Source organism: Blautia sp. NSJ-175 (assembly GCF_022867815.1).
Classification (GTDB): Bacteria; Bacillota; Clostridia; order Lachnospirales; family Lachnospiraceae; genus Blautia; species Blautia celeris.
In genome coordinates this window covers 175,810-200,261 of record NZ_JALIFQ010000010.1, presented here as the reverse complement: position 1 = coordinate 200,261, position 24,452 = coordinate 175,810, and the positions used below count along the sequence as shown (strand labels likewise).

Here is a 24,452-nt window from a genome sequence, read left to right as displayed (position 1 = left end):
AGAACGTTCTCCTCCGGGCGCTGTGAATAAAAAGCAAAATGATAATAAATTACCGTTTACTGCCTGGATGCACGGTACATACCTTTGCGGAACGCAGGCGTCATCTTCTGTGGGAAATACATATAATTGGGTAAGCAGTATTTGCCGGGCTTGAAGTATTTTTTGACGAATTCTTCGCCGGCTTTTTCCTGTTCTGCTTCGGAAGCGCCTTCGGGCAGATCCGGTTCTACGTGGAGAAGGATCTTATCGCCGTATTCTTCGTACATTTTCTGGGTCGGGTTCATTGGCATGGGGCACCAGGACTGCCAGCCGGCTTTGATAAAGTTGGGAAGCTGCATTTCCAGGCTGCCGCAGCTGTGCAGGTCAGCAATCAGTCCTTTGGACTTGATGTGGTCTGTCAGCTCTCTCATGTAGGGAACGATCATCTCTTCGCCCACTGCAGGGGAGAAGAACGGCGCTCTCTGGGAACCCCAGTCATCGTGTACGGTAAATCCGGAGATACCGTCTCCGTAAGTCTCTGCGCAGCGGTCAACAAGTCTGCAGTACAGTTCTGTTGTCTTAGCAAACAGTTCTTTTAAGGCATCCTTCTGCTCGTCATCGATCAGAGCTACAACCGCACCTTCAAAATCCATGAAGGAAACCAGTCTCTCATACCAGCAGCCATTTAAGAACCAGAGCATGTTTGCTTTGCCGTTGTGGAGAAAGTCGTAGTTTTGTCTGCCGCTGGCATCCCAGTCCCATGCGTCGATGTCAGGGAACTTCAGGATTTGGTTCCAGTCATTGGCATCTTCAAGAAGAGGGGTGCCGGGACGGACCATGGAACCGCCTGCTACAGGAACGTATTCCCATTCGATGCCGAACATATCAGGGCCGCCGTAGTTTGCCATATCGAAGGGGACTCCTTCAATGACAAAGCCGCGTGCAATGTTATCCGGGATTACGGAAGGGGCAAAAAGACCAGACTCCAGACCGGAGGGACACCAGGTGGGTGTTCCGGCATACAGCTCTTTTATTGCCTCTTTTTCGGACTGGGGATAAGTCCAGGCGGGACTTTCCGGGATGGTAGGATCAAGCATATTAGGAACGGTATAAGCGATGGTCATTTCTTTTTCATCAAAGGGTATTTTTGACATAATTTTCTCTCCTGTTCTTTTTGAAATATTTTATTTTCTGTTACTTGCTCTGCTGCATTTTCTCAGCATTTGCCTGGGCGTACTTGGCAGCATCCTTGTCGCTGATCTTGTAAAACACCAGCAGGATAATGGCGGATGCCAGATAGATTAACCCGGGGAGCATGAACGTAACACGCATGAAATTGGAGATCCATGCAGTGTTGATCTCAAAGGCGCCTCCGGAAACAAAACCGATGGCAGACAACAGAGCCAGGCCAAGGGTATTGCCCACGGTCATACCGATCTTCATCGGCGGGGAAGCCAGGCCGGCAGCGATCGCACGGGTATCTTTTCCCGTTTTATACAGGAAATATTCACCTGCATCCAGGTAAAGGACTACCATGTAGGGCATCCAGGTATAGGTTCCGGCCATCATCAGAGACATGAGGATAATATAAGCGGTCAGGTTGGGAACACCATTTGGGGCACCGAAAAATGATACCAGGATCAGTGCAATGCTCATAAGGAGAAATCCAAATACACAGGACATTTTTTTGCCCAGTTTTGCTCCGAGCTTTGGCATAACCATGGCGGCTAAGAATCCGACAATGGCATTGATCAGAGTAACAAATGTAAGCTTGGTGAAATCACCGACAACATAAATAAAGTAATAGGTATAGTTAGCCTGATAGGTAAACTGCGCAATGTAAAGAATCGTAAATACCAGGAAAAGAACCAGCATCTGGGGATTCTTAAGCAATGTACCAAACATATCGCCGATGCTGACCTGGTTCACAGAAGCGGTAGCACCGACAGGAACATCCTTGCCGTCCGCGCATTTGGCGATTGCTCCCAGAGCAAAAGGCATAGGGATCATAAATACGAAAGCAACGATAAAATAGTTCCAGTTACCAAAAGGAAGAACAGTAACAAGGGTAGGAATGAAAGAACAAATGATGGTGATAACCGTGCTCTGCCGTGTCATGTTGACGGTCATTGCATTTCGGTTGGACATGTTCGGACCTGCTACGGCGGCCAGAACGCCATAGTAAGCAGTCTGAAGAATGTTCATCAGACAGTTCAGAACTGTATAGGATACAGCAAGGACTGCCACACGGACTACCATGGGAGCGGAACTGGTATTACATACCTCAGCCATGATTGAAACGGCCAGGATCCAGCGGCCAAGATAGAGCCAGGACTGGTTCTTTCCGGTCTTTCCGATTTTGACTTTTTCAATGATAGCACCGGCAAACAGGCTGAAACAGAAATCCAGAAACTTTGCCACGCCCAGTGCCACAGCCAGAGTTCCTGCGGGAATTACAAGAACCTCGGTGGCGAATGTATTCAGGTACATGAATCCGACCATGATTGCCAGGGTCAATAGAGAATAACTGCCCATTGTCCATATTTCTTTTTTACTACTTGTTACTTCCATACTGATTCCTCACTTTCTTATTGTAATGTAGATTTTGTTTTCTGCAGAGAGCCGTCAGGCATTCATGAAAAGATGTCATCTCATAGAAACTTACGGTCAGATGATACGATTTTCAAAGAAAGAAGCTGGCATTCGGCAGAAGGGTCACATTTTGTACAGCGGATACAAACAAAACAGGTTCCGCTGTTGTTTTCATAAATTATCCGACACGCATACAATGCTCCTCCCTTTTTCCCGGACACAGAGGTACTGTGATGGGGTATTTTATAAAATTTCACGAAATATTTTATAAAATGATTATAACTAAATTGGGATTTGATTGATATGTACATGCAATCCAATTTTGTTCCGGCTTTTATCTGGAATTTTGGTTATGGAGTATGTAGTTTTCTGCTTGAAGTTCAGGTAGAATTATGATAATCGGGGAAGTTTCGGCTTATGAGGGAGTCATTGTCTGTAGTGAGGGAAATATAAGCAAATAATGTCTGGCAATCTCATCTGTGTTTTGATAAACTGTATAACAGGTTAGCGTCCCTCTGCAAAGCCATGGGGAAGAGGAATTAGAGAAAGGTAAAAAACAATGACAGACAATTTTAACCAATACCCGCTTTCACAGGAAATCCTGGAAGCATTGGAAGGTTTGGGATATAAGACACCTACAGGCATACAGCAGGAAGTCATTACACCCATGCTTGCGGGAAAAAATGTGGTGGTGAAAGCACCGACGGGCAGCGGGAAGACGGCGGCATTTGCCATACCGATCTGTGAAGGTGTCCGGTGGGAGGAGAATGCGCCCCAGGCGCTGGTACTGGAGCCTACCAGGGAACTGGCAGTGCAGGTCAGCGAGGAAATGTTTCATATAGGAAGAAAGAAACGTTTGAAGGTGCCGGCAGTTTTCGGAGGGTTTCCCATTGATAAGCAGATTCAGACCCTGCGGCAGAAATCCCATATTGTCACAGGTACACCGGGACGTATTATGGACCATCTGGGCAGGGAGAGCCTGAAGCTTGACAAAGTAAAATGGCTGGTGATAGATGAGGCGGATCTGATGCTGGATATGGGCTTTATCGACGAAGTGAAAAATATCCTTTCTCTGGTTCCGGAAAACTGCAGAATATCCCTGTTCTCCGCCACATTAGGGCCGGAGATCAGGGAGCTGGCGGATGCGTTTATTCCGGACAGAATACTTGTGCTGCAGGAACCCACGAAGGAGCAGACAGCGGCGATCACGGAAAAGGTCTATTTCACTGATCAGGAGAGAAAATACGGGGACTTTCTCAAGGTTCTTATAAATGAGAATCCAAAGAGCTGTATGATTTTCTGCGGGACAAGGGAGATGACAAATGTTCTGTTTCAGAAGCTGCGCAGAGGGCGTATATTCTGCGGGATGCTGCATGGGGAGATGGAGCAGAGGGAGAGGCTTAAGACTGTGGATGCGTTTGGGAGAGGCTGCTTTCGCTTTCTGATCGCAACGGATGTGGCTGCAAGGGGGATTGATTTTGAACAGATTACCCATGTTGTGAATTATGATTTTCCAACGGGGAAGGAAACGTATGTCCATCGGATCGGCAGAACCGGAAGAAACGGAAAATGCGGTACAGCCATAAGCCTGGTAACAGAAGAGGACAAAAGGATGCTGAAGCAGGTGGAGGCATTTGTGGGGCAGGAGCTGCCCGGCGCGGAAATTCCGGAGATAGAGGAAGAAAAGGAAAAGGCATTCTGGAAAGCCCAGCGCGTAAAAGCAGAAGCGAAACCTAAAAAGGGGGCGGTATTGAACCGGGGAATTACACGTCTGTCCATCGGCGGAGGCCGGAAATCAAAAATGCGGGCTGGGGATATTGTGGGAACCATCTGCAGTATTGACGGCGTGGAGGCCTCAGACATAGGCATTGTGGATATCCGGGACAGTTTAAGCTATGTGGAGGTTTTAAATTTTAAGGGAAATCAGGTTATAGAATGTCTTCAGACGAAGCCGATCAAGGGGAAAGTCCGTAAGGTCAGAAAAACAAAGCGGCCGGGGGATTAGAGGCATCCGCGTGCCTCATATCCCTCTGCCTGCCGCATACGGTAATGGCTGGGGGTACAGCCTTTGTGCTGCTGGAAGATTTCCGCATAGTAACTGGGGCTCTGGAAGCCGCAGGACAGGGCAATCTCTGTGATGCTCATAGCGGTATCTGTCAGCAGGCGCATACTGACCTCCAGGCGGTAGGCGTTCAGAAAATCTATGGGCGTTTTGTTCAGGTATTTTTTGAAGATCCGGCAGCATTTGCTGCGGCATATACTGCCCGCGGCTGCAATATCGTTCAGGGAGAGTTTCTGTGTATAGTTCCGGTATATGAACGAGATCATGTTTCTTTGGGTGGATAAGTCCTCCTCCATGGCAGTGCTGTAGGACAATAGATTAGGACTTAAAAGGGAGTAGAGCGCAGCCCAGGCGGCAGTCAGCCTGCTGATCATCATCAGCTCATAACCTTCATAATGCCTTCGGCAGTCCTCACATGCCGCGTCGAAATGCCGGATGACCGCTGCCTCAGCGGGATTGTCTGCGTGAAGATAAATGTAGGGAAGATTCGGATGCCCGGCAATGGGATGGATGTACTTTTCCGTAAGCTCAGGATTGGTACACAGAAGATGGAGACGAAAGACAATGCAGGCAAAATAGCAGTCTGTCTTATCCTCTGAGAAACCGTAATGCATCTGCCGGGCATTTACTATGAGGGCATCGTGTTCCCGGACCGCCAGTTTTTCTCCATTCACATAGTAGACCATGTGGCCTTTCAGAGCTTTCATGTATTCGATATCCTCGTGCCAGTGGCAGAGAGCCTCCATATTGGCATAGGAGGAGAGCCACCGCTCTTTCAGATACAGGGGAATATTGGGGGTGTTGTAGTGGACAATCTCTGAGGCGTCCTTTAAAATGCTTACTCCGTTCACAAATACCTCCTTCATAAATACGATTGTTATAATATAATGGCATATTTTGATAGAATATACGGAATTAATACACTATTATTATACATGAAAATACTTGTTTGTGAAGGAGAAAAGAGATGGATAATATTACGCGCAGGGATGCAGGTCTTCCCTATATATCAGATGATGCGGTATTTGACCAGCAGAAGGTGACCAGAAGACTTTTAAGAGAATTTAATACTACGGACCCCTCGGATTTTGAGACATTGGGCAGGCTGGCGGGAAAAATAGTGAGTGGTGCACAGGAGAATGTGTCCATTATGCCGCCGTTTTACTGTGACTATGGATTTCATATCCAGGTGGGAAAAGGCTTTTTTGCCAATTATAACTGCACCATACTGGATGTGGGCAAGGTTACCATCGGGGAAAATGTTTTGCTTGCGCCAAATGTATCAATCTATACTGCCGGACATCCGGTGCATCCTGCAGCCAGACAGTCAGGATATGAATACGGGATTCCTGTGACGATCGGAAACAATGTGTGGATCGGAGGAAATGTAGTCATCACTCCCGGTGTGCACATTGGAGACAATGTAGTGATCGGGGCAGGCAGTGTGGTGACAAAAGACATTCCCGCCAATGTGGTGGCAGCGGGGAATCCCTGCCGGGTGATTCGCCGGATCACAGATGCGGATAAAAAATACTATTACAAAGACAGGGAATTTGATCCGGAGTCCTGGGCAAAGGTAGAGGCAGTGGAAATCGGTGAGTGATAAGAAAATATTTTATAAAAAGCTGTTTACCCTGGTCCTTCCCATTGCCTTTCAGAATTTTATGACTGCAGCGGTCAGCGCATCCGATGCCATAATGCTGGGTGTGATCAGCCAGGAGGCCCTGTCTGCGGTTTCCCTTGCGGGTCAGATACAGTTTGTTCTGAGCCTGTTTCTGGCAGCACTTACCATCGGGACCACAATCCTGGCAGCCCAATACTGGGGAAAAGGGGATAAGGTGTCGGTGGAGAAAATACTTGCCATTGCGCTGAAGTTTTCCTCTGCCATATCCCTTGTTTTCTTTCTGGGAACCCTGTTGATTCCGGAGACTCTCATGCGGATCTTTACCCCGGATGCAGGTCTGATCGCGCAGGGGGCGCAGTATCTGCGGATCGTGGGAGTGTCTTACCTGCTCATGGGGATTTCCCAGATTTATCTGTGCATCATGAAAAACAGCGGATATACCTTAAAAAGTACGGTGATAGGTTCTGTCTCCATGGTGACAAATATTGTGCTGAACGCAGTCTTTATTTTCGGCGTCTGGAAGGTTCCGGCTATGGGGATCGCCGGGGCAGCGCTGGCGACGGTGCTGTCAAGGGTTCTGGAGCTGGGATGGGCATTTACAGAATCCCTGCGGCATGGCAGGATCAGGCTGCATGTGAAATATCTGGTGCGCGCTGACCGGGAATTGAAAGGGGATTTCTTCCATTATACCCTTCCTGTGCTTGGAAATGAGCTCATATGGGGATGCGGATTTACCATGTATTCCGTTATTATGGGACATTTGGGCAGCGATGCGGTCGCTGCCAATTCCATTGCCAATATTGTGAAGAACCTGATCGCCTGTCTGTGTCTGGGGCTGGGAAGCGGCGGCGGAATCATTGTGGGAAATGAACTGGGAAAGAGGAATCTGGACGCTGCCAAAGATTACGGAGACAGGCTGTGCCGCCTCTCCATTTTGATGGGCGCTCTGTCCGGCCTTCTGCTTCTGGGGTTAAGTCCTCTGATTCTCGGCTTTTCCAATCTAAGCCCGGCGGCCCATGGATATCTGAAGGGGATGCTGTTTATGTGTACGTATTACCTCATAGGAAAATCTGTGAATTCCACTGTGATCGCAGGTATCTTCTGCGCAGGGGGAGATTCCAGGTTCGGCCTTTTCTGTGACGCGGTGACTATGTGGGTGGTGACAGTACCTCTTGGACTGCTGACAGCGTTTTATTTTAAAATACCGATATTGGCTGTGTACTTTATCATCAACCTGGATGAGATCATCAAACTTCCGGCTGTATACATACATTACAAAAAGTATAATTGGGTGAGGGATATAACAAGAAGCGGTCAGTGATACTGTTATAATGAGATATTCTGTAGTCTCAAGGGCGCATGACAGATACAGGAAAATGTCTGCAGCTGGCAAAGAGAAAGGAAAGATACCGGAAGGGGCATATTAACAGCCCTGGCGGCATCTTTCCTTTTTTTCAGGGAAAAGCGGGGAATGTTTTTTTACCAGAGATTGCCGTCCTCATCAAAGGGGAGGTATTCCGGTTCGCTCTCAATGATCAGATTTGGGTTGTTTTTTGCTTCCTCATAGTAAGATTCTGAGAGCATGATATGTTCTATGTGGAGGCTGTTTGGAATCCTTACAACCCTGGGATTCTTTTTATCGATCTCATTGCAGGTTCTTATGCAGACCTGGATGGCTTCCCTGTCGCTCTCCATGACAATGGGAATCCGCACACCGCCCAGAACTGTACAGGTAATCGCGTTTGGGTACATGGAGGATAAGTCCAGTTGATCGAAGACGCGTTTTGTGGTGGCGCTGGAATAGCCAAGTCCGATCCCGTTTCCATGGGTTTCAGGACTCAGATCCAGGACACAGACGCGCTGTGACCGGATTCCGCCTGTTGCGTATGGGGTACAGAAGGTTCCGGTGATATTGGGATCCATACCATCTCCGCTGAAGTTTTTTCCAATCTGGTCAACGACCAGAACATCACAGGAATCAACCAGGATCCTGGGCATATTGGCAAAGGCTTCCTGCAGGAGAGGCGGTTCTTTTTCAATGATCTCTTCTGCATTTATGGCTATGATCTTACATGTTTCGTCATACGCATTTTCAATGGTTGGGACTGCAAATAAAATAGGGGCGTTTTTAATGATCGCACGGCCGAACATGGGGACGTATTTGGCCATATTCTTGAAGCCCGCTTCATGGCAGACCTCAGCGCCGTGCTGTTTTCCAAGGCCGATAGCCATCATCTTCATGATTCCGCTTTCGTAGGGGCCGCGGAATGCTGTATGGGGTTTGATGCGGCATCCAAGGATGATACCGTCGGATTCGGCGGCGTTTTTGTCAATGAATACATCCATGCCTTCCTCATTTACCCCGATTTTTTTGACCTCCATGGAAGAAATAATAGGACAGCCTACATAGTCCTCTGTGATTCCGTAGCCTTCCAGGATCGCCCGCTGACCTTCCGCAGTGGCTCCGCCGTGGCTTCCCATGGCAGGGACAATGAATGGATGGGCGCCTCTTGATCTTACAAAGTCAGCAATGCATTTTGTTGTGAGTGCTACGTTTGCGATGCCCCGGGAACCGGCAGTGATGGCGATGCGCATGCCGGGTTTCACTTTGGAGGAGAACTTCTCCTGGGAAAGCAGGGATTCAATGATTCCGGGTATTTCCTCCGGCTCAATTTTGGGCCGGGGAAATACCTGTTTTACTTTAAACATTTTCGGGATGGTCTGGTCACTGACCAGGTCTGCGACAAAGGGTCTTTCTCTCATGAATAAATTCCTCCTGTTATCTTAGAATATTATCATATATCCGCCGGCTGCAAGCAACAGCAAAATAAGGAAAAAGACAGATTCCATCATTTCTGATACGGTATATGTTTTGATGCCTCCCTTGATGGAGAGCCCGCTGATATTGGTTACGATCCAGAAACCACTGTCGTTTACGGTTGCGCCGAAAAGTGTTCCGGACAAACAGGCCATTGCCACAAACACCGGCGGCAGTGTGATGGCGGAAGCCACGCCGGACATAATGGTCATACTGGTAAGCGCAGATACGGTACCTGAGCCGGTCACCTGTTTGATCAGCAGACCGACCAGGTAGGACAGGATCAGAACAACAAACACATTCTGTGCAAATCCGCTCACAATATCAGCAATGGCATCGCTGACGCCTGTGATTGTGATGATGTTGGAGAAAGCACCGCCCGCACCTGTGATCAGGAATACGATACCTGCGGAGGAGAGAGAATCTGTAGCAGCCTTTTCCGCTTTCTCTTTGCCCATACATTTTACGCCGATCAGATAAGCCACAATGGCTCCTGCCAGCAGAGCAACTGTTTTGTCACCTAAAAAGAGGAAAATACCGGGCTGTGCATCACCCATGGCACTGCCTGTAACTGTGTTTAAAAGAATCAAAATGATCGGTACAAAAATAGGCAGTAAAGCAAAGCCGAAAGACGGCGGTGTGATGGAGCTGTCCTCCTGTGCATCGATATGGACGCCGGCGGAAGACTCATCTGTTTCAGGATTCCAGAAGTCCGTCTTTTTGTCCAAAAACTTTGTATAGATAAAGATAACAAGGAATACGCCGATCAGTCCGAAAACAGTGCCGAATGCGATCATAATGCCTGTGTCAAATCCGAAGATCTCGCCTGCGGCAAGGGGAGCCGGGGTAGGGGGCACCATGGTGTGGGCAGCGGCAGCGCCTATGGTGATGGCGCCTACAATATGGGCAATGGATTTGTTGATCTCTTTCATAAGAGCAATGCCGATCGGGATCAAAATAACAAAGGTCACATCAAAATATACCGGGATGGCGAGAATAAACGCAGCCAGGCCGATGGCGTAGATCGCTTTTGTTTTGGGGAATGCTTTTACGATCTTTGAGGCAATGATCTGGGCACCGCCGGACCTGCTGACCAGTTCGCCCAGGATAATGCCGAAACCGATGGGAAGCCCCATACCCTTTAACATGTTGCCGAAGCCCACATTGATGCCGTCTATGGTCTCAACCAGGGAAACGCCGGATAATGCGCCCATCAGGATACTTCCCAACACTAAAGAAATGGCAGCATTTAATTTTACTTTCAGAATTAAAAATAAGATAACAACCATGGAAATGATCAAGGACATGAATAACCATGCAGAATGTGACATAACAAATACCTCCGTTCGTTTTTAAAATTCAAATATGACTTTCAGCATAGAGGCTGCGTTTTTATCAAAATCTGCAAAAGCAGCGGCTGCATCGTCAAATTTATATGTATTGGTAACTATTTTATCCAGGTCGACCTTTCCCTCTTTTACAAGGTCAATCAACTGCAGGAAATCTTTTTTCAATGCGTTTCTGGAACCGAAAATGTTAAGTTCTTTTTTCTGGATCAAAGTAAAGTTAAAGTCCAGATTCTGTTTTCCCACACCGATCAGCACAACACGGCCTCCGAAGGCAGCAGCGTCTATGCAGTTCTGGAATGTGGAGGGAAGGCCCACCGCCTCGATCGCCACATCAAATCCGTTTCCGCCTGTGGCTTCCTGCACTTTATCCATAAAAGTTTCCGGATCATCATTTAGTAAAATGTGGTCAATACCGAAGGTCTCCTGTGCGTAAGCCAGTTTTTGGGGAGCTACATCGCAGATAGTCACATCCGCGCCCAGAGCTTTTGCGGCTACAGCTGCCAGCACACCGATGGTTCCGGCACCGATAATGAGAACCTTGTCATCTTTTGTTACATTTGCCCTTGTGACGCCGTGATAGCTGATGCAGAAGGGTTCGATCAATGCCAGTGTTTTCGGGGAGAGTCCCTTGCCGTCATAGATCCTTTCAATAGGCATTGTGATATATTCCGCAAAGGCACCTTCTCTCTGAACACCCATGGTCTGGTTGGTGGTGCAGCAGTTCACCAGGCCTCTCTGGCAGGAGTAGCATTCCGTACAGTTGAAGTATGGATTGCAGGTTACTATCATACCCTTTTCAAGGCCCTTGTCATTCGGCTCGATCTCTATGATCTCGGCGGAAAATTCATGGCCCGGTGTTCTGGGATATGAAAAATAGGCAAAAGTTCCGCGGTAGGACCCCAGATCACTGCCGCAGATGCCGCCGTATAATACTTTTAACAGTGCTTCCCCTTTTTTCGGTACCGGCATAGGGAGTTCTTTGATAGAGACTTGACCGGGAGTATCGATAAACATTGCTTTCATAATTGTTGTTCCTCCAAAATGTTATAGGAAATTGCTTGTTGTATACAAGAGATGATAGGGTAAAATAGAAAAGATGTCAATAGAAAAAAGAAATAAATACTGAAATTTTCGATAATTTGTTATCTATATACAAAAAATAACCGATAAAAATGTGCATTATAGCCAAAAGAAAAATGTGGTTAAAAAGTTAGAAAAATAACAATGTATACAACTGTGGTGGAATTGAAAGGAGACAGGCTTTGCAATCCGCAGAAAATGTGGTAATATATGTAACAGATCATAACTATTCATCAGGTCTGCGCATTTACTTTGCTGACCGTAAGAAAACGTTTCGCAGCCAAGTAAAAATCCCATCGCCAAAGGCGGTTTTGCATGGATCTTTGCCTGTAACTATGAGGGAATAGAACAGTTACAACAGAACACAAGTTGCGCAGTGCACTGCAGAAAGGCGGCAGAATGCAGAAAGAGAGTTTGAAACAACAGGCTTACAATGCCATAAAAGCGAAAATATTAAATTGTGAATATGCACCAAATACTTTTATCAATGAAGAACTGCTGCGGGAAGAGGTGTCGGCCAGCAGAACGCCGGTCCGGGATGCCATCAGCAGGCTGGAGCAGGAGGGGCTGGTGAAAATTCTTCCGAAGAAGGGAATCATGGTCTCAGATCTGTCTTTAAGCCAGATCAATATGATATACGAGACCAGGATGATGCTGGAACCATACGCCATCCTTCATTATGGGAACCGGATAGAACAGGACGTGTATATGAAATATTACCAGGATTATCAGGCGTACTTAAAAGGCGCTGACCTGCCATATTCCTACGATGACATGGATGATCTTTTTCATCAGATGTTTATTGACGCCACATCCAATGTATACTTTCTGAAAACCTATGAGCTGATCAACAGCCAGATAAAGCGAATGCGGATCATGAGCGGGGAATGCTCCGAAAAGCGCCGCAAGGAGACCATCCAGGAACATCTGAAGATTACGAAATGTGCACTGAAACAGGACTGGGACGGCGCATCCGAAGCCATGAAAGAGCATCTGCATTTTTCTAAGAATGCCATATTTGAATTATTGTTTAAAGGAAATGACTGGTCTTTATAAATAGGAAGACCGGTCATTTCCTTTTTATGAAATACTCACAAAATGAAAAATTGTTTTTTATGGAAAGACACGAAAGTGTAAAAAATCAAAAACTGTTGTATACAACAGCGGATATATGAGCTATAATAGGGGCAGTCAATAAAGAAATTGCTTGTTGTACAGAAACTAATGAACAGGTCAGTGCACAGACTGTGCAGGCCGCAGTATGAAATAGTACAGAAAGGGCTTCTATTATGAGCATGCAGAGAAAAGAAACAGTAATACAGTTTGGAGAAGGAGGATTTCTCCGGGGATTTGTAGATTATTTCTTTCAGAAATTAAAAGAAAAAGAATTGTTTGACGGTTCTGTTGTGGTGGTACAGCCGATTGAAAAGGGAATGATCGGCGAACTGAATAAGCAGAACTGTGAGTACAATTTATTTTTAAGAGGAATTGACAAGGGGGAAGTTGTGGATGAGCATACTCACATTGATGTCATTTCAAGGTGTATCAACCCCTACACAGAATATGAGGCCTATGAAAAATTAGCAGAAAATCCGGACTTCCGGTTTATCGTATCCAATACAACGGAGGCCGGAATAGAGTTCGTTTCAGATAACAAGCTGGAGGATAAGCCGGCAAAATCCTTTCCGGGCAAGCTGACTCAGTTATTGTACAGGCGCTTCTTACTGGGCTTAAAAGGATTTATCATCTTATCCTGTGAGCTGATCGACCATAACGGAGAGGAATTGAAAAAATGCTGTATGAAGTATGCGAATCTGTGGAATCTGGGAGAAGAATTCAAGACCTGGATGGAGACAGAAAATGACTTCTGTTCTACTTTAGTGGACCGCATCGTGACAGGATTTCCCCGTGAAGAGCATGAAGCGCTGTGTAAAAGAATCGGGGAGCAGGACAACATGATGGATACAGCGGAGATATTCCATCTGTGGGTGATCCAGGGAGATCATGAGGACGAACTGCCTCTGGTGAAGGCCGGTTACAATGTGATCTGGACAGACAATGTGGACCCTTATAAGAAGAGAAAAGTCAGAATTTTAAACGGTGCCCACACTTCCATGGTGCTGGGAGCACATCTGTACGGTTTGGAGACGGTGGGGGAATGCCTGAAAGATGAAAAAGTATCGGCACTTCTTAAAAAATGTATTTTTGAGGAGATTATTCCGACGATTGGGGATACACAGGATAATAGAAATTTCGGAGAAGCAGTTTTGGAACGTTTTGCAAATCCCTTTATCCATCATCTGTTGTTATCCATCGCCTTAAATTCCGTGTCCAAGTTCAAGGCAAGAGTGCTGCCTACCATTTTGGAATACAAAGAAAAATACGGTTCCTATCCGCAGGGGCTTACCTTCTCACTGGCTGCCCTGATCGCGTTTTACCGCACAGATGCGGCTAACGATGGGGAAGAAATCGTGGCATTTATGAAAGAGGCTTCTGTTGCGGATATTTTAAAGAAAGAAGAATATTGGGGACAGGATTTAAGCCCGATGCTGGATGTGGTGCAGAAATGGTATGACTGTATTGAGGCGGAGGGAATGGAGAAAGCTTACGGCGAGGTTCTGGCGTAAAGGAGAAAATATGCAGGATTTTATCAAAATCAACAGAGAAGATATGGCAGCAGTTGCCTTAAAACCAATGAAAAAAGGAATGACCGTTACCGTGGATGACACACAGATCACACTTCTTGAGGACATTCCCCAGGGCCACAAATTTGCCCTGTGCCATATGAAAAAGGGTGCTCCCGTCATAAAATACGGCGCGACGATCGGTTATGCAAAAGAAGACATCCAAAAAGGAAGCTGGATCCATGTTCACAACCTGAAGACATCTCTGGGCGATGTGCTGGAGTATAAATACGAACCGGTTTCACTGAAAGAACTGACGGGTAAAAAGGCTTCTTTTATGGGATACAGAAGGGCGGACGGTACGGTAGGCGTGCGGAATGAGCTTTGGATCCTTCCCACAGTGGGCTGTGTCTCCTCTGTGGCAAAGGCCATTGAGCAGGAGGCGAAAAGAAGATTTCCGCTGGGAAATGTGGAGGAGATCGTGGCCTTTACCCATCCCTACGGGTGTTCCCAGATGGGCGAGGACCAGGAAAACACGAGAAAAGTTCTGGCAGATATGGTCCATCATCCAAATGCCGGGGGAGTTCTTGTGCTGGGTCTTGGATGCGAGAACTGCAATATTCCCGTTCTAAAAGAGTACATCGGTGAGTACGAGGAAGACCGGGTGAAATTCCTGCAGTGCCAGGATACAGAAGACGAGATTGAGGAAGCACTCACTATTCTGGGTAAACTCTATGAAAATGCGAATAAATGTGTCAGAGAAGAGTGTGATGCAGGAGAACTGATCATCGGTATGAAATGCGGCGGTTCTGACGGCCTGTCAGGAATCACGGCGAATCCGGTGGTGGGGGCTTTCTCCGACATTCTCATATCAAAAGGCGGCACAACCATTCTCACGGAAGTGCCGGAGATGTTTGGTGCGGAGACGATTCTTATGAACCGGTGTAAGAACAGAGAGGTATTTGAAAAGACCGTTCATCTGATCAATGATTTTAAAGATTATTTTACCAGGCATAACCAGACAATCTATGAAAACCCATCTCCCGGCAATAAAAAAGGCGGGATTTCCACACTGGAGGACAAGTCTCTGGGGTGTACCCAGAAGTCAGGTTCTGCACCGGTGACAGATGTATTAAGGTATGCTGAGAGGGTAAAAGAAAAGGGATTAAACCTTCTGTCAGCACCCGGAAATGACTTGGTAGCAGCCACCAGTCTGGCCATCTCCGGAGCACAGATTGTCTTATTTACAACCGGAAGAGGTACACCGTTTGCGTCACTCGTACCCACCATTAAAATATCTTCTAATTCAGGCCTGGCGGATTATAAATCCAAGTGGATAGATTTTGACGCCGGAAAAATGGTGGAAGATAAAACAAAAGAGGAATTGGCGGAGGCCCTGTTTGAGTACATTATACGGGTAGCATCAGGTGAGAAGGTGAAGGCAGAAAAAGCGGGCTATCATGATATTGCAATTTTCAAGCAAGGGGTAACATTGTAACAATATAGAAGTGAATGGTAAGTTTCACAAAGTTCATCGCTTGGTGGAACTTACCATCCATCTATATCACATCCAGCCACGCAGCCAATTCAGCCACAGATTCCCCTGTTCGGACACGTACAGAGCAGTTATCTGCATTCTGCTCCAAGCCAACCTGGTAGAATTCGCAGCTGATCATCATCCAATTCAGCCACAGACTGCCCTATAACCGGACGTGTGCAGAGCAATTATCTGCATTCTGTCCCAGCCAACACGGTACTATCCGCAGCCAGTCACCAGCCAAACCCAGCCGCAGGCTTCCCCGTATGGACGTTTCAGAGCGGTAGAGAATCTTACAAGATCCATACGCTAGCAAGCACTTAGTGAAGAGCCCTAAGGCGATGAACTTAGTGCGGGTTGCGTATTAGCTTGGAAGTTCTCTGCTCTCGGCCATACGGGGAAGCCTGCGGCTGGGTTTGGCGTCCGCTTTCTCCAAAACGATGAACATCCACTACATCAATCCCGGAATATCTATATACAGAAAAATCACAATAGTGTATACTTTCTAATAAACCACACCCCATCACCGCCATAACCCCATTACCGCACAACCACACATAACAGCACCCCCATGCCGCAAAGAAAAAGAACAGGACAGTAAATAGATATGAGCAAAGTATTGATTATTGAGGATGATGAAATATTAAATGCAGGTCTCTGCTTTCACCTCCAGAGAAAGAATATAGAGGCAGAACCTGCCTATACCCTGGCGGAAGCAGATTCGTATTTAAAATCACAGGAACCGGATCTGATCCTTTTGGATGTGAATCTGCCGGATGGCAGCGGCTTTGATTTTGCCAGAAAAGTGCTTGCCAAACAGTCCGCCGCCTTTGTATTCCTCACAGCCCACAATCTGGATGACGATGTGATACAGGGCCTGCAGCTTGGCGCGGACGATTACATTACAAAACCCTTCAGCATCCGCGTGGTGGTGGAAAAAATCCAGACTATTCTGCGCCGATGCGCCAGGTCAGAGGAGACTTCCGGTGTATATGTCTGCAGGGAACTGGAAGTGGATTTTGTGAGGCGAACAGCCAGCAAAAACGGGCAGATACTGACACTGACCCCTACGGAATTTAACCTTCTGGAACTGTTCTGCAGAAATCCAAACAGGATTCTTTCAAAGGAAATCCTGCTGGAAAAGGTATGGGATGACAGAGGAAACTATGTGAATGACCATGCGCTGACCTTAAATATCAGCAGACTGAGAGGAAAACTGGAAGATGGGGAGAACACCTATATAAAAACCGTGTACGGTATGGGTTATGAATGGATGGGAGGCAGCAGATAATATGAAAAAAATCGTGTGGCCCATTCTCACAGCAGTGCATTTCCTGGCTGTGTGCGGGGGGAGCTTTTTTCTCTTTTTGCAGTCTGTTTCATTTGAAATAAAGATACTTTTGTGGGTATCCATGTGGGGACTGTGGGCTGCCGGGATTGGCAGCTATCTGTATTTCAGGAACCAGTATGTGAAATATTCCCGGGGTGTATGCCATTATGCACAGGAAATTATGAATGGGAATCCCTGTGCCGAGGTACAGAATCAGGAGACATTGACCTCCAAGATGGTCATGGAGCTTCAGAAGACAGGGGAGATTCTGGAATATAAGGCCAGGGCGGCAGAAAAGGAAAAGGCGGAGACGCAGCAGATGGTATCTGATATTACACATCAGTTGAAAACACCCATAACGAATATAAAAATGTACGGGGAAACACTCTGTGAGGAAAATCTGTCAAAAAATGAGGAGAGGCAGTTTATCCAAATCATTCTGCAGCAGGTTGATAAGCTGGAATTCCTCATTGAATCTCTAGCTGAAATGTCACGCCTTGAGAGCAAAATGCTGCATATGCATCCGGAAAACGGTAAGCTGATTCAGACCGTTTCCCGGGCACTTGATACGGTCAGGTCCCGGGCAGAGGAGAAAAAGATGGAACTGCAGGTAGATGTCAGGCCCACGATTGAAGTCAGCCATGACAGCAAATGGACCGCGGAGGCCCTGGGAAATATCCTGGACAATGCAGTGAAATATACACAAAGCGGCGGGAAAATAACCGTAAGTGCCAGGAATCTGGAAATGTATGTCGTAATTTCCATCAGCGATAATGGAATAGGAATAGACCCCGGGCATTATAACCGGATTTTCCAGAGATTTTACCGGGAGGCAAAGGCCGCGAAAACAGAGGGACTTGGCATCGGACTGTATCTGGCACGGCAGATCATCACCCTGCAGGGCGGGTACATCAAAGTAAGATCAAAAGAGGGATACGGAACAGAATTTGAAGTATTTCTTCCGAGAAGGGCGGCATGAGGCCGCCTTTTTGCGTTGTGCAAAACATGTATCAATATTGATACCATTCATTCCGAAGACTGATACAGGATTGAGAGAATGGACATCTATAATAAGAGTATCACAGGAAAGGGGAATACATCATGAATATTTTACAGACAAGAAATCTTACAAAGTATTACGGAAAAGAGCCGCTTCTGGTGAAGGCTCTTGATGGTATCAATATGGAGATTGAGCAGGGGAGCTTCACAGCCATTGTAGGCAGATCCGGTTCGGGAAAGAGTACGCTTCTGCATATGCTGGGAGGCCTGGACTGCCCCACAGGGGGAAGCGTGATGGTGGACGGACAGGAGCTCAGCGGGCTTGACAGCAATGAACTGACTATTTTCAGGCGGCGTAAAATCGGGTTTGTCTTTCAGAATTTTAATCTGATGCCGAATCTGAATATCTATGACAACATTGTCCTTCCGGTAGAACTGGACGGGCGCCGTGTGGATGAGGAATATGTGAAGGAGATTGTGACGGTCCTGGGGCTTGAGGATAAGCTGAAGAGAAAGCCGGGAAAGCTGTCAGGAGGGCAGCAGCAGAGAGCTGCCATTGCCAGGGCGCTGGTCACAAAGCCGGCTATCATTCTGGCAGATGAACCCACAGGAAACCTGGATTCTCAGACAAGTCAGGAGGTACTGGGGCTGTTCCGGGCAGCCAGCAGAAAATTCCACCAGACCCTTGTGATGATCACCCACAACGAGGAGATCGCCCAGGTGGCTGACAGAACTATCCGGATAGAGGATGGAAAAATTGCGGAGAGCGGGTGGTCTTAATGAGCATGGATAGAAATAATAACAGAGGGGTTGTATGGAGAGTTGCCGGTAGCAATCTGCTGGGGAATAAACTCTACAGCTTTTTCACTGTCCTGACCATCATTCTGGCTGTCAGCCTGATCAGCGGTCTGGCCATGGTGCAGAAATCAACGGAAAGAGAAAAACAGCAGATACTGAACTCCATGCAGCATGTCATGTATATGGACGTCACGGATGAGCAGATGAAAGGGCTTGCAGAGGATGCGCTGACAGAGATCATGGTGCCATATAAGGAGGGAAGAGAGGTCAAGGAGGAAGGGGTAAAGATGTATCCCTTCTATATAGAAAGCCACAGCAGCGGCATCGTTACCTATACTCCGACAGAGGGAAACGTGCCGGAGCAGGAAAATGAAATCGTTGTGGACAGACAGCTTCTTAAGGCTCTGGGAAAAGAAGAAAAAACAGGGACAAAACTGGAAATTTCTTTTGCAGAAGGGGAAAGGGAAACCTTTGTGGTCTGCGGCATACTGGATCGGGACCGTGAGATGAGTACATATCCCGTCTACGTCTCAAAAGCGTTTGCGGAAAAAGGTAAGGCGCTCAGGGATATCCCCTATACAGCCCTGATCAGGATCGCGGATGCAGGTGAAATGCAGATGTCAGAGTTTGCCGGAGTGGTAAATAATCTTGCCGTCAAATATGGGATTGAGAGAAATCAGGTGAATATAAACGGGACCTTTGAAAATTCCCTTCAGAATAACAGTGCCGCACTTGTGCTTGGCATTGTAGGGATTATTATCTTATTTGCCGCTGCGGTTGTCATCTACAGTATATTTTATCTGTCTGTGACGGGCAGGATACAGCAGATCGGGCAGCTCAGAACCATAGGCATGACAAAAAAGCAGATAAACAAGATGATCTTCCGGGAGGGTCTCATGCTCAGCAGCATTGCGGTACCCACAGGAGTTCTCATAGGAAATGTGTGTGCTTATCTGATCAAACCGGAAGGTTTTGCAGTGGCGGACCTTTTTCTGATGGCATTTGGAGCGTCTGTGTTCGGCATTCTCACGGTGCTCTTTTCTGTGAGAAAACCGGCGAAAATGGCAGGAAGCGTTTCCCCTGTGGAAGCAGTGAGATATGTGGGAGAGGATGAGAGCGGAGAGGAAAAAGACAGACCCCACAGGAGGCTGACAGCCCGAACCCTGGCAGGGAGCAGCCGGAACAGAAGCCGGAAAAAGGGAATGCTGACCACAGCTTCGCTGGCAATCGGAGGCGTATTATTTATGACAGGCGCTTCTTATATGTCTGCCTGGGACGAAGACGAATATTCCAGAATGGGTGATTTTGAGAACTGGGAATATATTGTGGATTATGTGTACGATGCACACAGCAATGCCCAGAAATACGGAATCACAGACTTACAGATGGGGGGCACTCTGAACGATGCATTAAAACAGAAGCTGGAGAGTATTCCCAATGTAAAAAAGGTTTACAGGGATATTTTTACTTCCGCGGTCCTCAGGGATGGTGACAAAGAATATATGGGTAATGTTTACCCGGTGACAGATGAAAACAGGGAAGAATTAAATGCTCTGCTGGATAAGGGAAGCGTCGATGATCTGAAAGAAAATACCATTATTGTCATCAATACCAGGCTGGTGGAATCCCTTTTCCAGATCTCTCTGGACATAGGAAAGGAGGCTGTGCTGGAGTGGTATAACGGCAGTACACAGGAATGTACTGTGCAGGTAGTTGGCGTAAAAGAGCGTGGGGATGAAGGCAGAAATCTTGATGACGGCGTTTATATCCCGGAAAAAAGGATGGATGAAATGTGGCCCGGAATGAATAAAACAGCATCCTTTCTCGTGACAGCAGAAGATTATGAAAAAAATGGGAAATCCATCGAAGCAGCCATTCTGAATATATTGGATGACTATAAAGATTTGGACCTGCAGACCCTGAGAGAGAAAAAAATAGATGATGCAGCGCAGACAAAAAAGATCAATACACAGGTTTTCGGCCTGACCATTTTTATCATCATCTTCAGTATTTTTAATATGGTCAACACCAGTATCAGCAGCATGACAGCCAGAAGGAGGGAATTTGCCATGCTGGAATCCATCGGCATGGAGCAGAGACAGATATTGAAAATGCTCTTCTTTGAGAACATTTACCTGGCAGTGCCCAATATGGTCATCACCCTGACAGCAGGCGGCCTGGCCGGATATGGTACTGTGTGGGGACTGCGGAAATTTGCGGGGGCTGCGTATATGCACTTTCGGTTCCCGGCTGCGGAATACGGGATCTATGCGCTCTGCATGCTGCTGATCCCCATGCTGATCACATATGTCTGCCTGAAAATGCAGAACAGGGATTCTCTTGTACTGAGAATCAATTACACAGAATGACATAGAAAAATGATGAGAAAAAGACACATTAGGTTATGAGCCTCATACATTACTCTATTTTATCACCGCTTGGGATTTCCTATAATATAACAAACAGAGGGTTCCGGAACGCCTGTAAGTTGAATACAGAAAAGGAGATCAGGTATGAGGTTAAAAAGAATAAGTGTCATGTTACTGGCAGCGGCTGCAGCAGCAGCGCTTACGGCCTGCGGACAGGGGAAAGAGAGTCAGGAGAAGGAGACAGGCAGCAAAACAGAAGTAAAAAGCGATGATGTGCTGTCCGTGATGACATGGGATGACAATCAGGCGAAGGGGCTTCAGAAGATTCTGGATGATTTTACAGAGGAGACGGGAATCAAGGCGGAGACAGGCGTAGTCAAATGGGACGAATACTGGACTATGCTGGATGCCGGTGCCAGGGGAGGCACACTGCCGGATGTGTTCTGGATGCATTCCAATGAAGCAGAGCGTTATATGACCAACGGACTGCTTCTGGACTTGACAGATGAGATAGAGAGCAGCGATAAGATTGACCTTGCCAATTACCCGGAGGATATTGTAGAATTATATAACAATGACAACAAGCAGTATGCAGTGCCAAAGGATGTGGATACCATTGCCCTGTGGTACAATAAGAAAATGTTTGACGAGGCAGGGGTTGCGTATCCCACAGCGGAGTGGACCTGGGATGATGTGTTTGAGGCAGCCAAAAAGCTCACAAAAGAGGATGGCAGCCAGTACGGACTCGCCATGCGCAATGACAACAACCAGGCAGGCTATTACAATATGATCTATGACAATAACGGTTACATTATCTCAGAGGACAAGAAAAAGTCAGGCTGGGATGACCGGAAGACAGTCGAGGCCATGGAGATGCTGGAGAGCTGGATCCGGGCAGGGGTTATGCCTTCACTGGAAACCATGTCTGAAAACGGTGAGGATGTGCTGTTCCAGTCCGGGAAGATTGCCATGACCTTCCAGGGCTCCTGGATGCTTGCTTATTTTAAGGAAAATGAATATACTGCAGAGAACTGTGACTGTGTGGAACTGCCCAGGAACGCGGAGACGGGAAAGCGTGTTTCTATCTACAACGGATTGGGATGGGCCGCAGCCGCAAACGGGGAGCACACAGAGGAGGCATGGAAGCTGATCGAGTACCTGGGATCAAAGGAAGCACAGCTGAAACAGGCAGAACTGGGTGTCACCATGTCGGCCTATAAGGGAACTTCAGACGCATGGGCCAACTCCGCTGACTTTAATCTCAAGGCTTATCTGAATATGATGGATGACATGGTGATCCGTCCCTACTCCAAGACCACGGTTGCCTGGGAGAATAAAGCAAATGAGATATTAAAAGAGGTTTACGCCGGCAATAAGACCATGGCAGATGCCTGCGCGGAGATCGCAGAGTTTATGAACCAGTCCCTTGCGGAAGAATAAGAATGGAAAGAGGTAGGATGCATGGCTTTGCTTCAGGTTGATTTTTTTTCAGAAGTGCTGGGAATGTGCACACAGATGTCTGTAATCCTTCCCCAGAGGACCAGAAGGCAGATCGGTATGACAGGGGCAGTGCGGGAGGGAAAGTATCCCGCAGTGTTTCTGCTGCACGGTATGACGGATGACCACACCACATGGTGCAGGAGAACTTCCATAGAGCGCTATGTCAGTGAGCTGGGGATTGCGGTGGTCATGCCGGAGGTACATTTGGGATGGTATACGGACACGAAGTACGGCATGCGTTACCAGACTTACATAAGCCGGGAGCTTCCGGGTATCTGCCGGGAATTTTTTCCCAATATCTCTGAGAGAAAAGAGGATATTCTGGCAGCCGGTGTGTCCATGGGCGGCTATGGCGCATGGAAGGCTGCTCTTGACGGCAGTGAAAATTTCGGTGCGGCGGCAGCGCTGTCGGGGGCTTTGGATATTGCGGCAGCCCGGCAAAGGCACAGGGAGGAGGAGCCGGAGTCGCAGATGCTCTGGGACGGAATCTTCGGAAGCGGGGCGCCTGTGAGAGGCTCGGACAATGATCTGTGGGAACTGGCCCGCAGAAGAAAGGTTTCCAAGAAGGATATGCCCAGGCTTTATGCCTGGTGCGGAAGGCAGGACTTTCTCTATGAGGACAATATACGTACCTGGGAGCACATGAAGCGTCTGGGCATCGAAGTGACTGCGAAGGAATCCGAAGGGAACCATAGCTGGGACTGCTGGGACGTGCAGATCCGGGATGTGCTCAGATGGTGGCTGGACAGATAGGAGGAAAAATGGAACATAACCCGGGGATGAATTTGAGATTCAAAGCTTTTTTGGACAATGAAAGCCAGGATTCCGTAGAACTGGCGCTGAACTACTGCGGCATTGAGGAGTGCAGGCCGGGTTATTTCCACAGTCCGCCGAAACGTTCCATTTACCTGATCCATATTATTCTGAGGGGGAAGGGCACTCTGGAGATTGAGGGCCAGACCTTTCATCTGGGGGAAAACGACGCGTTTTTGATCCCGCCCTACAGGAAGGGCAGCTATCAGGCAGACCGGGAGGAGCCATGGGTCTATATGTGGATTGGCTTTTCCGGTCTGAAAGCCTATGAATGTCTCACAAAGGCAGGGTTCGGGCAGCAGCAGCTGGTCAGACAGGTCACTTGCACGGAACGTCTCCATGAGATCATCAGAAGGATGCTGGAGATACCCCAGCTTACCCTGGTGAATGAACTGCGGAGAAACAGCATGATGCAGTGGTTCCTGTCAGAGCTTATTGAGGAGTATCAGACGCTTTATAAAACCCAGGATACATACCCCTATTCCGCAGCAGCCTATGTCAGCTACGCCAAGGAGTTTCTGGTGGAGAATTATAACCGGAAGGTAAGGGTAGATGAACTGGCTGACCGGATCGGCATCAACAGAAGCTATCTGGCAAAGAGCTTTAAGAAATTGATGGGCTGTTCTCCCCAGCAGTTTTTAGTGAATCTGCGAATGGAGAAGGCAGTGGGAATGCTGAAAAATACAGATTTACCTGTGAATCAGATCGCGGCCCAGGTGGGATATGAAAATCCCCTGACATTTTCCAAGATATTCAAACAGCGGTACGGCATCAGCCCGAAAAATTACAGGGAATCTGCCGCCTCCTTTCCGACTGCGCAGAATGACTGTGTAGAATAGAATGTTACGATCCAGCCGTTCGGCTTCTCAGCAGCAAAAGCATGCACACAGACTGCAAAAATCCCCGGTCTGACGTGTGGCTGCTTCGGAAATGTCATTCAAACCTTGATTTGCCCTATATATTGTGGTAATATTAAAA

Annotated in this window: 19 protein-coding genes; 13 read left to right on the top strand and 6 right to left on the bottom strand. The window is 47.4% G+C overall.

Features of this window, described 5'->3' with window-relative positions; translation table 11 throughout:
- Nucleotides 1-56: 56 nt before the first annotated feature.
- A complete protein-coding gene (locus MUB35_RS17000; protein ID WP_244806543.1) occupies nt 57-1,133 on the bottom strand; it encodes a uroporphyrinogen decarboxylase family protein in 1,077 nt (358 codons plus the stop codon).
- Between the two features lie 40 nt (nt 1,134-1,173).
- Nucleotides 1,174-2,550 carry an MFS transporter gene (locus MUB35_RS16995; RefSeq protein ID WP_081960088.1) on the bottom strand — a complete coding sequence of 459 codons (1,377 nt, stop codon included), beginning with the start codon at nt 2,548-2,550 and terminating at the stop codon, nt 1,174-1,176.
- A 580-nt stretch (nt 2,551-3,130) separates the two neighbouring features.
- Here MUB35_RS16995 and MUB35_RS16990 point away from each other — a divergent pair.
- Entirely contained in the window at nt 3,131-4,576 is a 1,446-nt protein-coding gene (locus MUB35_RS16990) for a DEAD/DEAH box helicase (protein WP_244806542.1), read from the top strand.
- Here MUB35_RS16990 and MUB35_RS30675 read toward each other — a convergent pair.
- Nucleotides 4,573-5,484, bottom strand: a complete 912-nt coding sequence (locus tag MUB35_RS30675; protein ID WP_197064063.1) for a helix-turn-helix transcriptional regulator — start codon at nt 5,482-5,484, stop codon at nt 4,573-4,575. The two genes, MUB35_RS16990 and MUB35_RS30675, sit on opposite strands and share 4 nt — an antisense overlap.
- 116 nt (nt 5,485-5,600) lie before the next feature.
- On the opposite strand from MUB35_RS30675, the gene MUB35_RS16980 reads away from it, so the two are divergent.
- Both MUB35_RS16980 and MUB35_RS16975 read left to right on the top strand, forming a co-directional pair.
- Nucleotides 5,601-6,236, top strand: a complete 636-nt coding sequence (locus MUB35_RS16980; RefSeq protein WP_103732620.1) for a sugar O-acetyltransferase — start codon at nt 5,601-5,603, stop codon at nt 6,234-6,236.
- A complete protein-coding gene (locus MUB35_RS16975) occupies nt 6,229-7,578 on the top strand; it encodes an MATE family efflux transporter (RefSeq protein ID WP_103732621.1) in 1,350 nt (449 codons plus the stop codon). The genes MUB35_RS16980 and MUB35_RS16975 overlap by 8 nt, the downstream gene beginning before the upstream one ends.
- 158 nt (nt 7,579-7,736) lie before the next feature.
- Here MUB35_RS16975 and MUB35_RS16970 read toward each other — a convergent pair whose 3' ends face one another.
- Genes MUB35_RS16970 through MUB35_RS16960 form a run of 3 tightly spaced genes read right to left on the bottom strand, consistent with a single transcriptional unit; the run spans nt 7,737 to nt 11,447 of the window.
- Nucleotides 7,737-9,020, bottom strand: coding sequence for a lactate racemase domain-containing protein (locus MUB35_RS16970; RefSeq protein ID WP_244806541.1), 1,284 nt, complete (start codon nt 9,018-9,020; stop codon nt 7,737-7,739).
- Between the two features lie 21 nt (nt 9,021-9,041).
- Nucleotides 9,042-10,406 (bottom strand): GntP family permease, encoded by a 1,365-nt coding sequence (locus MUB35_RS16965; RefSeq protein WP_033139001.1) that lies wholly within the window; start codon nt 10,404-10,406, stop codon nt 9,042-9,044.
- Between the two features lie 21 nt (nt 10,407-10,427).
- Entirely contained in the window at nt 10,428-11,447 is a 1,020-nt protein-coding gene (locus MUB35_RS16960) for a zinc-binding alcohol dehydrogenase family protein (RefSeq protein ID WP_033139002.1), read from the bottom strand.
- Between the two features lie 456 nt (nt 11,448-11,903).
- Between MUB35_RS16960 and MUB35_RS16955 the strand changes: the two genes are divergently transcribed.
- The 10 genes from MUB35_RS16955 (at nt 11,904) to MUB35_RS16910 (ending at nt 24,313) form a co-directional block, all read left to right on the top strand.
- Entirely contained in the window at nt 11,904-12,560 is a 657-nt protein-coding gene (locus MUB35_RS16955; protein ID WP_054351815.1) for a GntR family transcriptional regulator, read from the top strand.
- A 230-nt stretch (nt 12,561-12,790) separates the two neighbouring features.
- Nucleotides 12,791-14,131: a tagaturonate reductase gene (locus tag MUB35_RS16950; protein ID WP_331477551.1), complete on the top strand. Its 1,341-nt coding sequence runs from the start codon at nt 12,791-12,793 to the stop codon at nt 14,129-14,131.
- 10 nt (nt 14,132-14,141) lie between these two features.
- Nucleotides 14,142-15,626 (top strand): UxaA family hydrolase, encoded by a 1,485-nt coding sequence (locus MUB35_RS16945; protein ID WP_103733098.1) that lies wholly within the window; start codon nt 14,142-14,144, stop codon nt 15,624-15,626.
- Nucleotides 15,627-16,272: 646 nt separating this feature from the next.
- A complete protein-coding gene (locus MUB35_RS16940; protein ID WP_033139004.1) occupies nt 16,273-16,956 on the top strand; it encodes a response regulator transcription factor in 684 nt (227 codons plus the stop codon).
- 1 nt (nt 16,957) lies between these two features.
- Nucleotides 16,958-17,974, top strand: a complete 1,017-nt coding sequence (locus MUB35_RS16935; RefSeq protein ID WP_244806540.1) for a sensor histidine kinase — start codon at nt 16,958-16,960, stop codon at nt 17,972-17,974.
- Nucleotides 17,975-18,096: 122 nt separating this feature from the next.
- A complete protein-coding gene (locus tag MUB35_RS16930) occupies nt 18,097-18,774 on the top strand; it encodes an ABC transporter ATP-binding protein (RefSeq protein ID WP_033139006.1) in 678 nt (225 codons plus the stop codon).
- 5 nt (nt 18,775-18,779) lie between these two features.
- Nucleotides 18,780-21,161: an ABC transporter permease gene (locus tag MUB35_RS16925; RefSeq protein ID WP_244806539.1), complete on the top strand. Its 2,382-nt coding sequence runs from the start codon at nt 18,780-18,782 to the stop codon at nt 21,159-21,161.
- A 144-nt stretch (nt 21,162-21,305) separates the two neighbouring features.
- Nucleotides 21,306-22,601, top strand: coding sequence for an ABC transporter substrate-binding protein (locus MUB35_RS16920; RefSeq protein WP_033139008.1), 1,296 nt, complete (start codon nt 21,306-21,308; stop codon nt 22,599-22,601).
- Nucleotides 22,602-22,622: 21 nt separating this feature from the next.
- A complete protein-coding gene (locus MUB35_RS16915) occupies nt 22,623-23,414 on the top strand; it encodes an alpha/beta hydrolase (RefSeq protein WP_227242734.1) in 792 nt (263 codons plus the stop codon).
- 8 nt (nt 23,415-23,422) lie between these two features.
- On the top strand, nt 23,423-24,313 hold the full coding sequence (locus MUB35_RS16910) for an AraC family transcriptional regulator (RefSeq protein WP_227242736.1): 891 nt from the start codon (nt 23,423-23,425) through the stop codon (nt 24,311-24,313).
- Nucleotides 24,314-24,452: the final 139 nt, after the last annotated feature.

Excerpts from the sequence above, each read along its gene's own strand:
- MUB35_RS16980 (WP_103732620.1), top strand. The coding sequence starts at position 5,601 with ATGGATAATATTACGCGCAGGGATGCAGGTCTTCCCTATATATCAGAT.
- MUB35_RS16995 (WP_081960088.1), bottom strand. The coding sequence starts at position 2,550 with ATGGAAGTAACAAGTAGTAAAAAAGAAATATGGACAATGGGCAGTTAT.
- MUB35_RS16940 (WP_033139004.1), top strand. The coding sequence starts at position 16,273 with ATGAGCAAAGTATTGATTATTGAGGATGATGAAATATTAAATGCAGGT.
- MUB35_RS16915 (WP_227242734.1), top strand. The coding sequence starts at position 22,623 with ATGGCTTTGCTTCAGGTTGATTTTTTTTCAGAAGTGCTGGGAATGTGC.
- MUB35_RS16955 (WP_054351815.1), top strand. The coding sequence starts at position 11,904 with ATGCAGAAAGAGAGTTTGAAACAACAGGCTTACAATGCCATAAAAGCG.
- MUB35_RS16920 (WP_033139008.1), top strand. The coding sequence starts at position 21,306 with ATGAGGTTAAAAAGAATAAGTGTCATGTTACTGGCAGCGGCTGCAGCA.
- MUB35_RS16960 (WP_033139002.1), bottom strand. The coding sequence starts at position 11,447 with ATGAAAGCAATGTTTATCGATACTCCCGGTCAAGTCTCTATCAAAGAA.
- MUB35_RS16930 (WP_033139006.1), top strand. The coding sequence starts at position 18,097 with ATGAATATTTTACAGACAAGAAATCTTACAAAGTATTACGGAAAAGAG.
- MUB35_RS16945 (WP_103733098.1), top strand. The coding sequence starts at position 14,142 with ATGCAGGATTTTATCAAAATCAACAGAGAAGATATGGCAGCAGTTGCC.
- MUB35_RS17000 (WP_244806543.1), bottom strand. The coding sequence starts at position 1,133 with ATGTCAAAAATACCCTTTGATGAAAAAGAAATGACCATCGCTTATACC.
- MUB35_RS16970 (WP_244806541.1), bottom strand. The coding sequence starts at position 9,020 with ATGAGAGAAAGACCCTTTGTCGCAGACCTGGTCAGTGACCAGACCATC.
- MUB35_RS16935 (WP_244806540.1), top strand. The coding sequence starts at position 16,958 with ATGAAAAAAATCGTGTGGCCCATTCTCACAGCAGTGCATTTCCTGGCT.
- MUB35_RS16925 (WP_244806539.1), top strand. The coding sequence starts at position 18,780 with ATGGATAGAAATAATAACAGAGGGGTTGTATGGAGAGTTGCCGGTAGC.
- MUB35_RS16910 (WP_227242736.1), top strand. The coding sequence starts at position 23,423 with ATGGAACATAACCCGGGGATGAATTTGAGATTCAAAGCTTTTTTGGAC.
- MUB35_RS16990 (WP_244806542.1), top strand. The coding sequence starts at position 3,131 with ATGACAGACAATTTTAACCAATACCCGCTTTCACAGGAAATCCTGGAA.
- MUB35_RS16965 (WP_033139001.1), bottom strand. The coding sequence starts at position 10,406 with ATGTCACATTCTGCATGGTTATTCATGTCCTTGATCATTTCCATGGTT.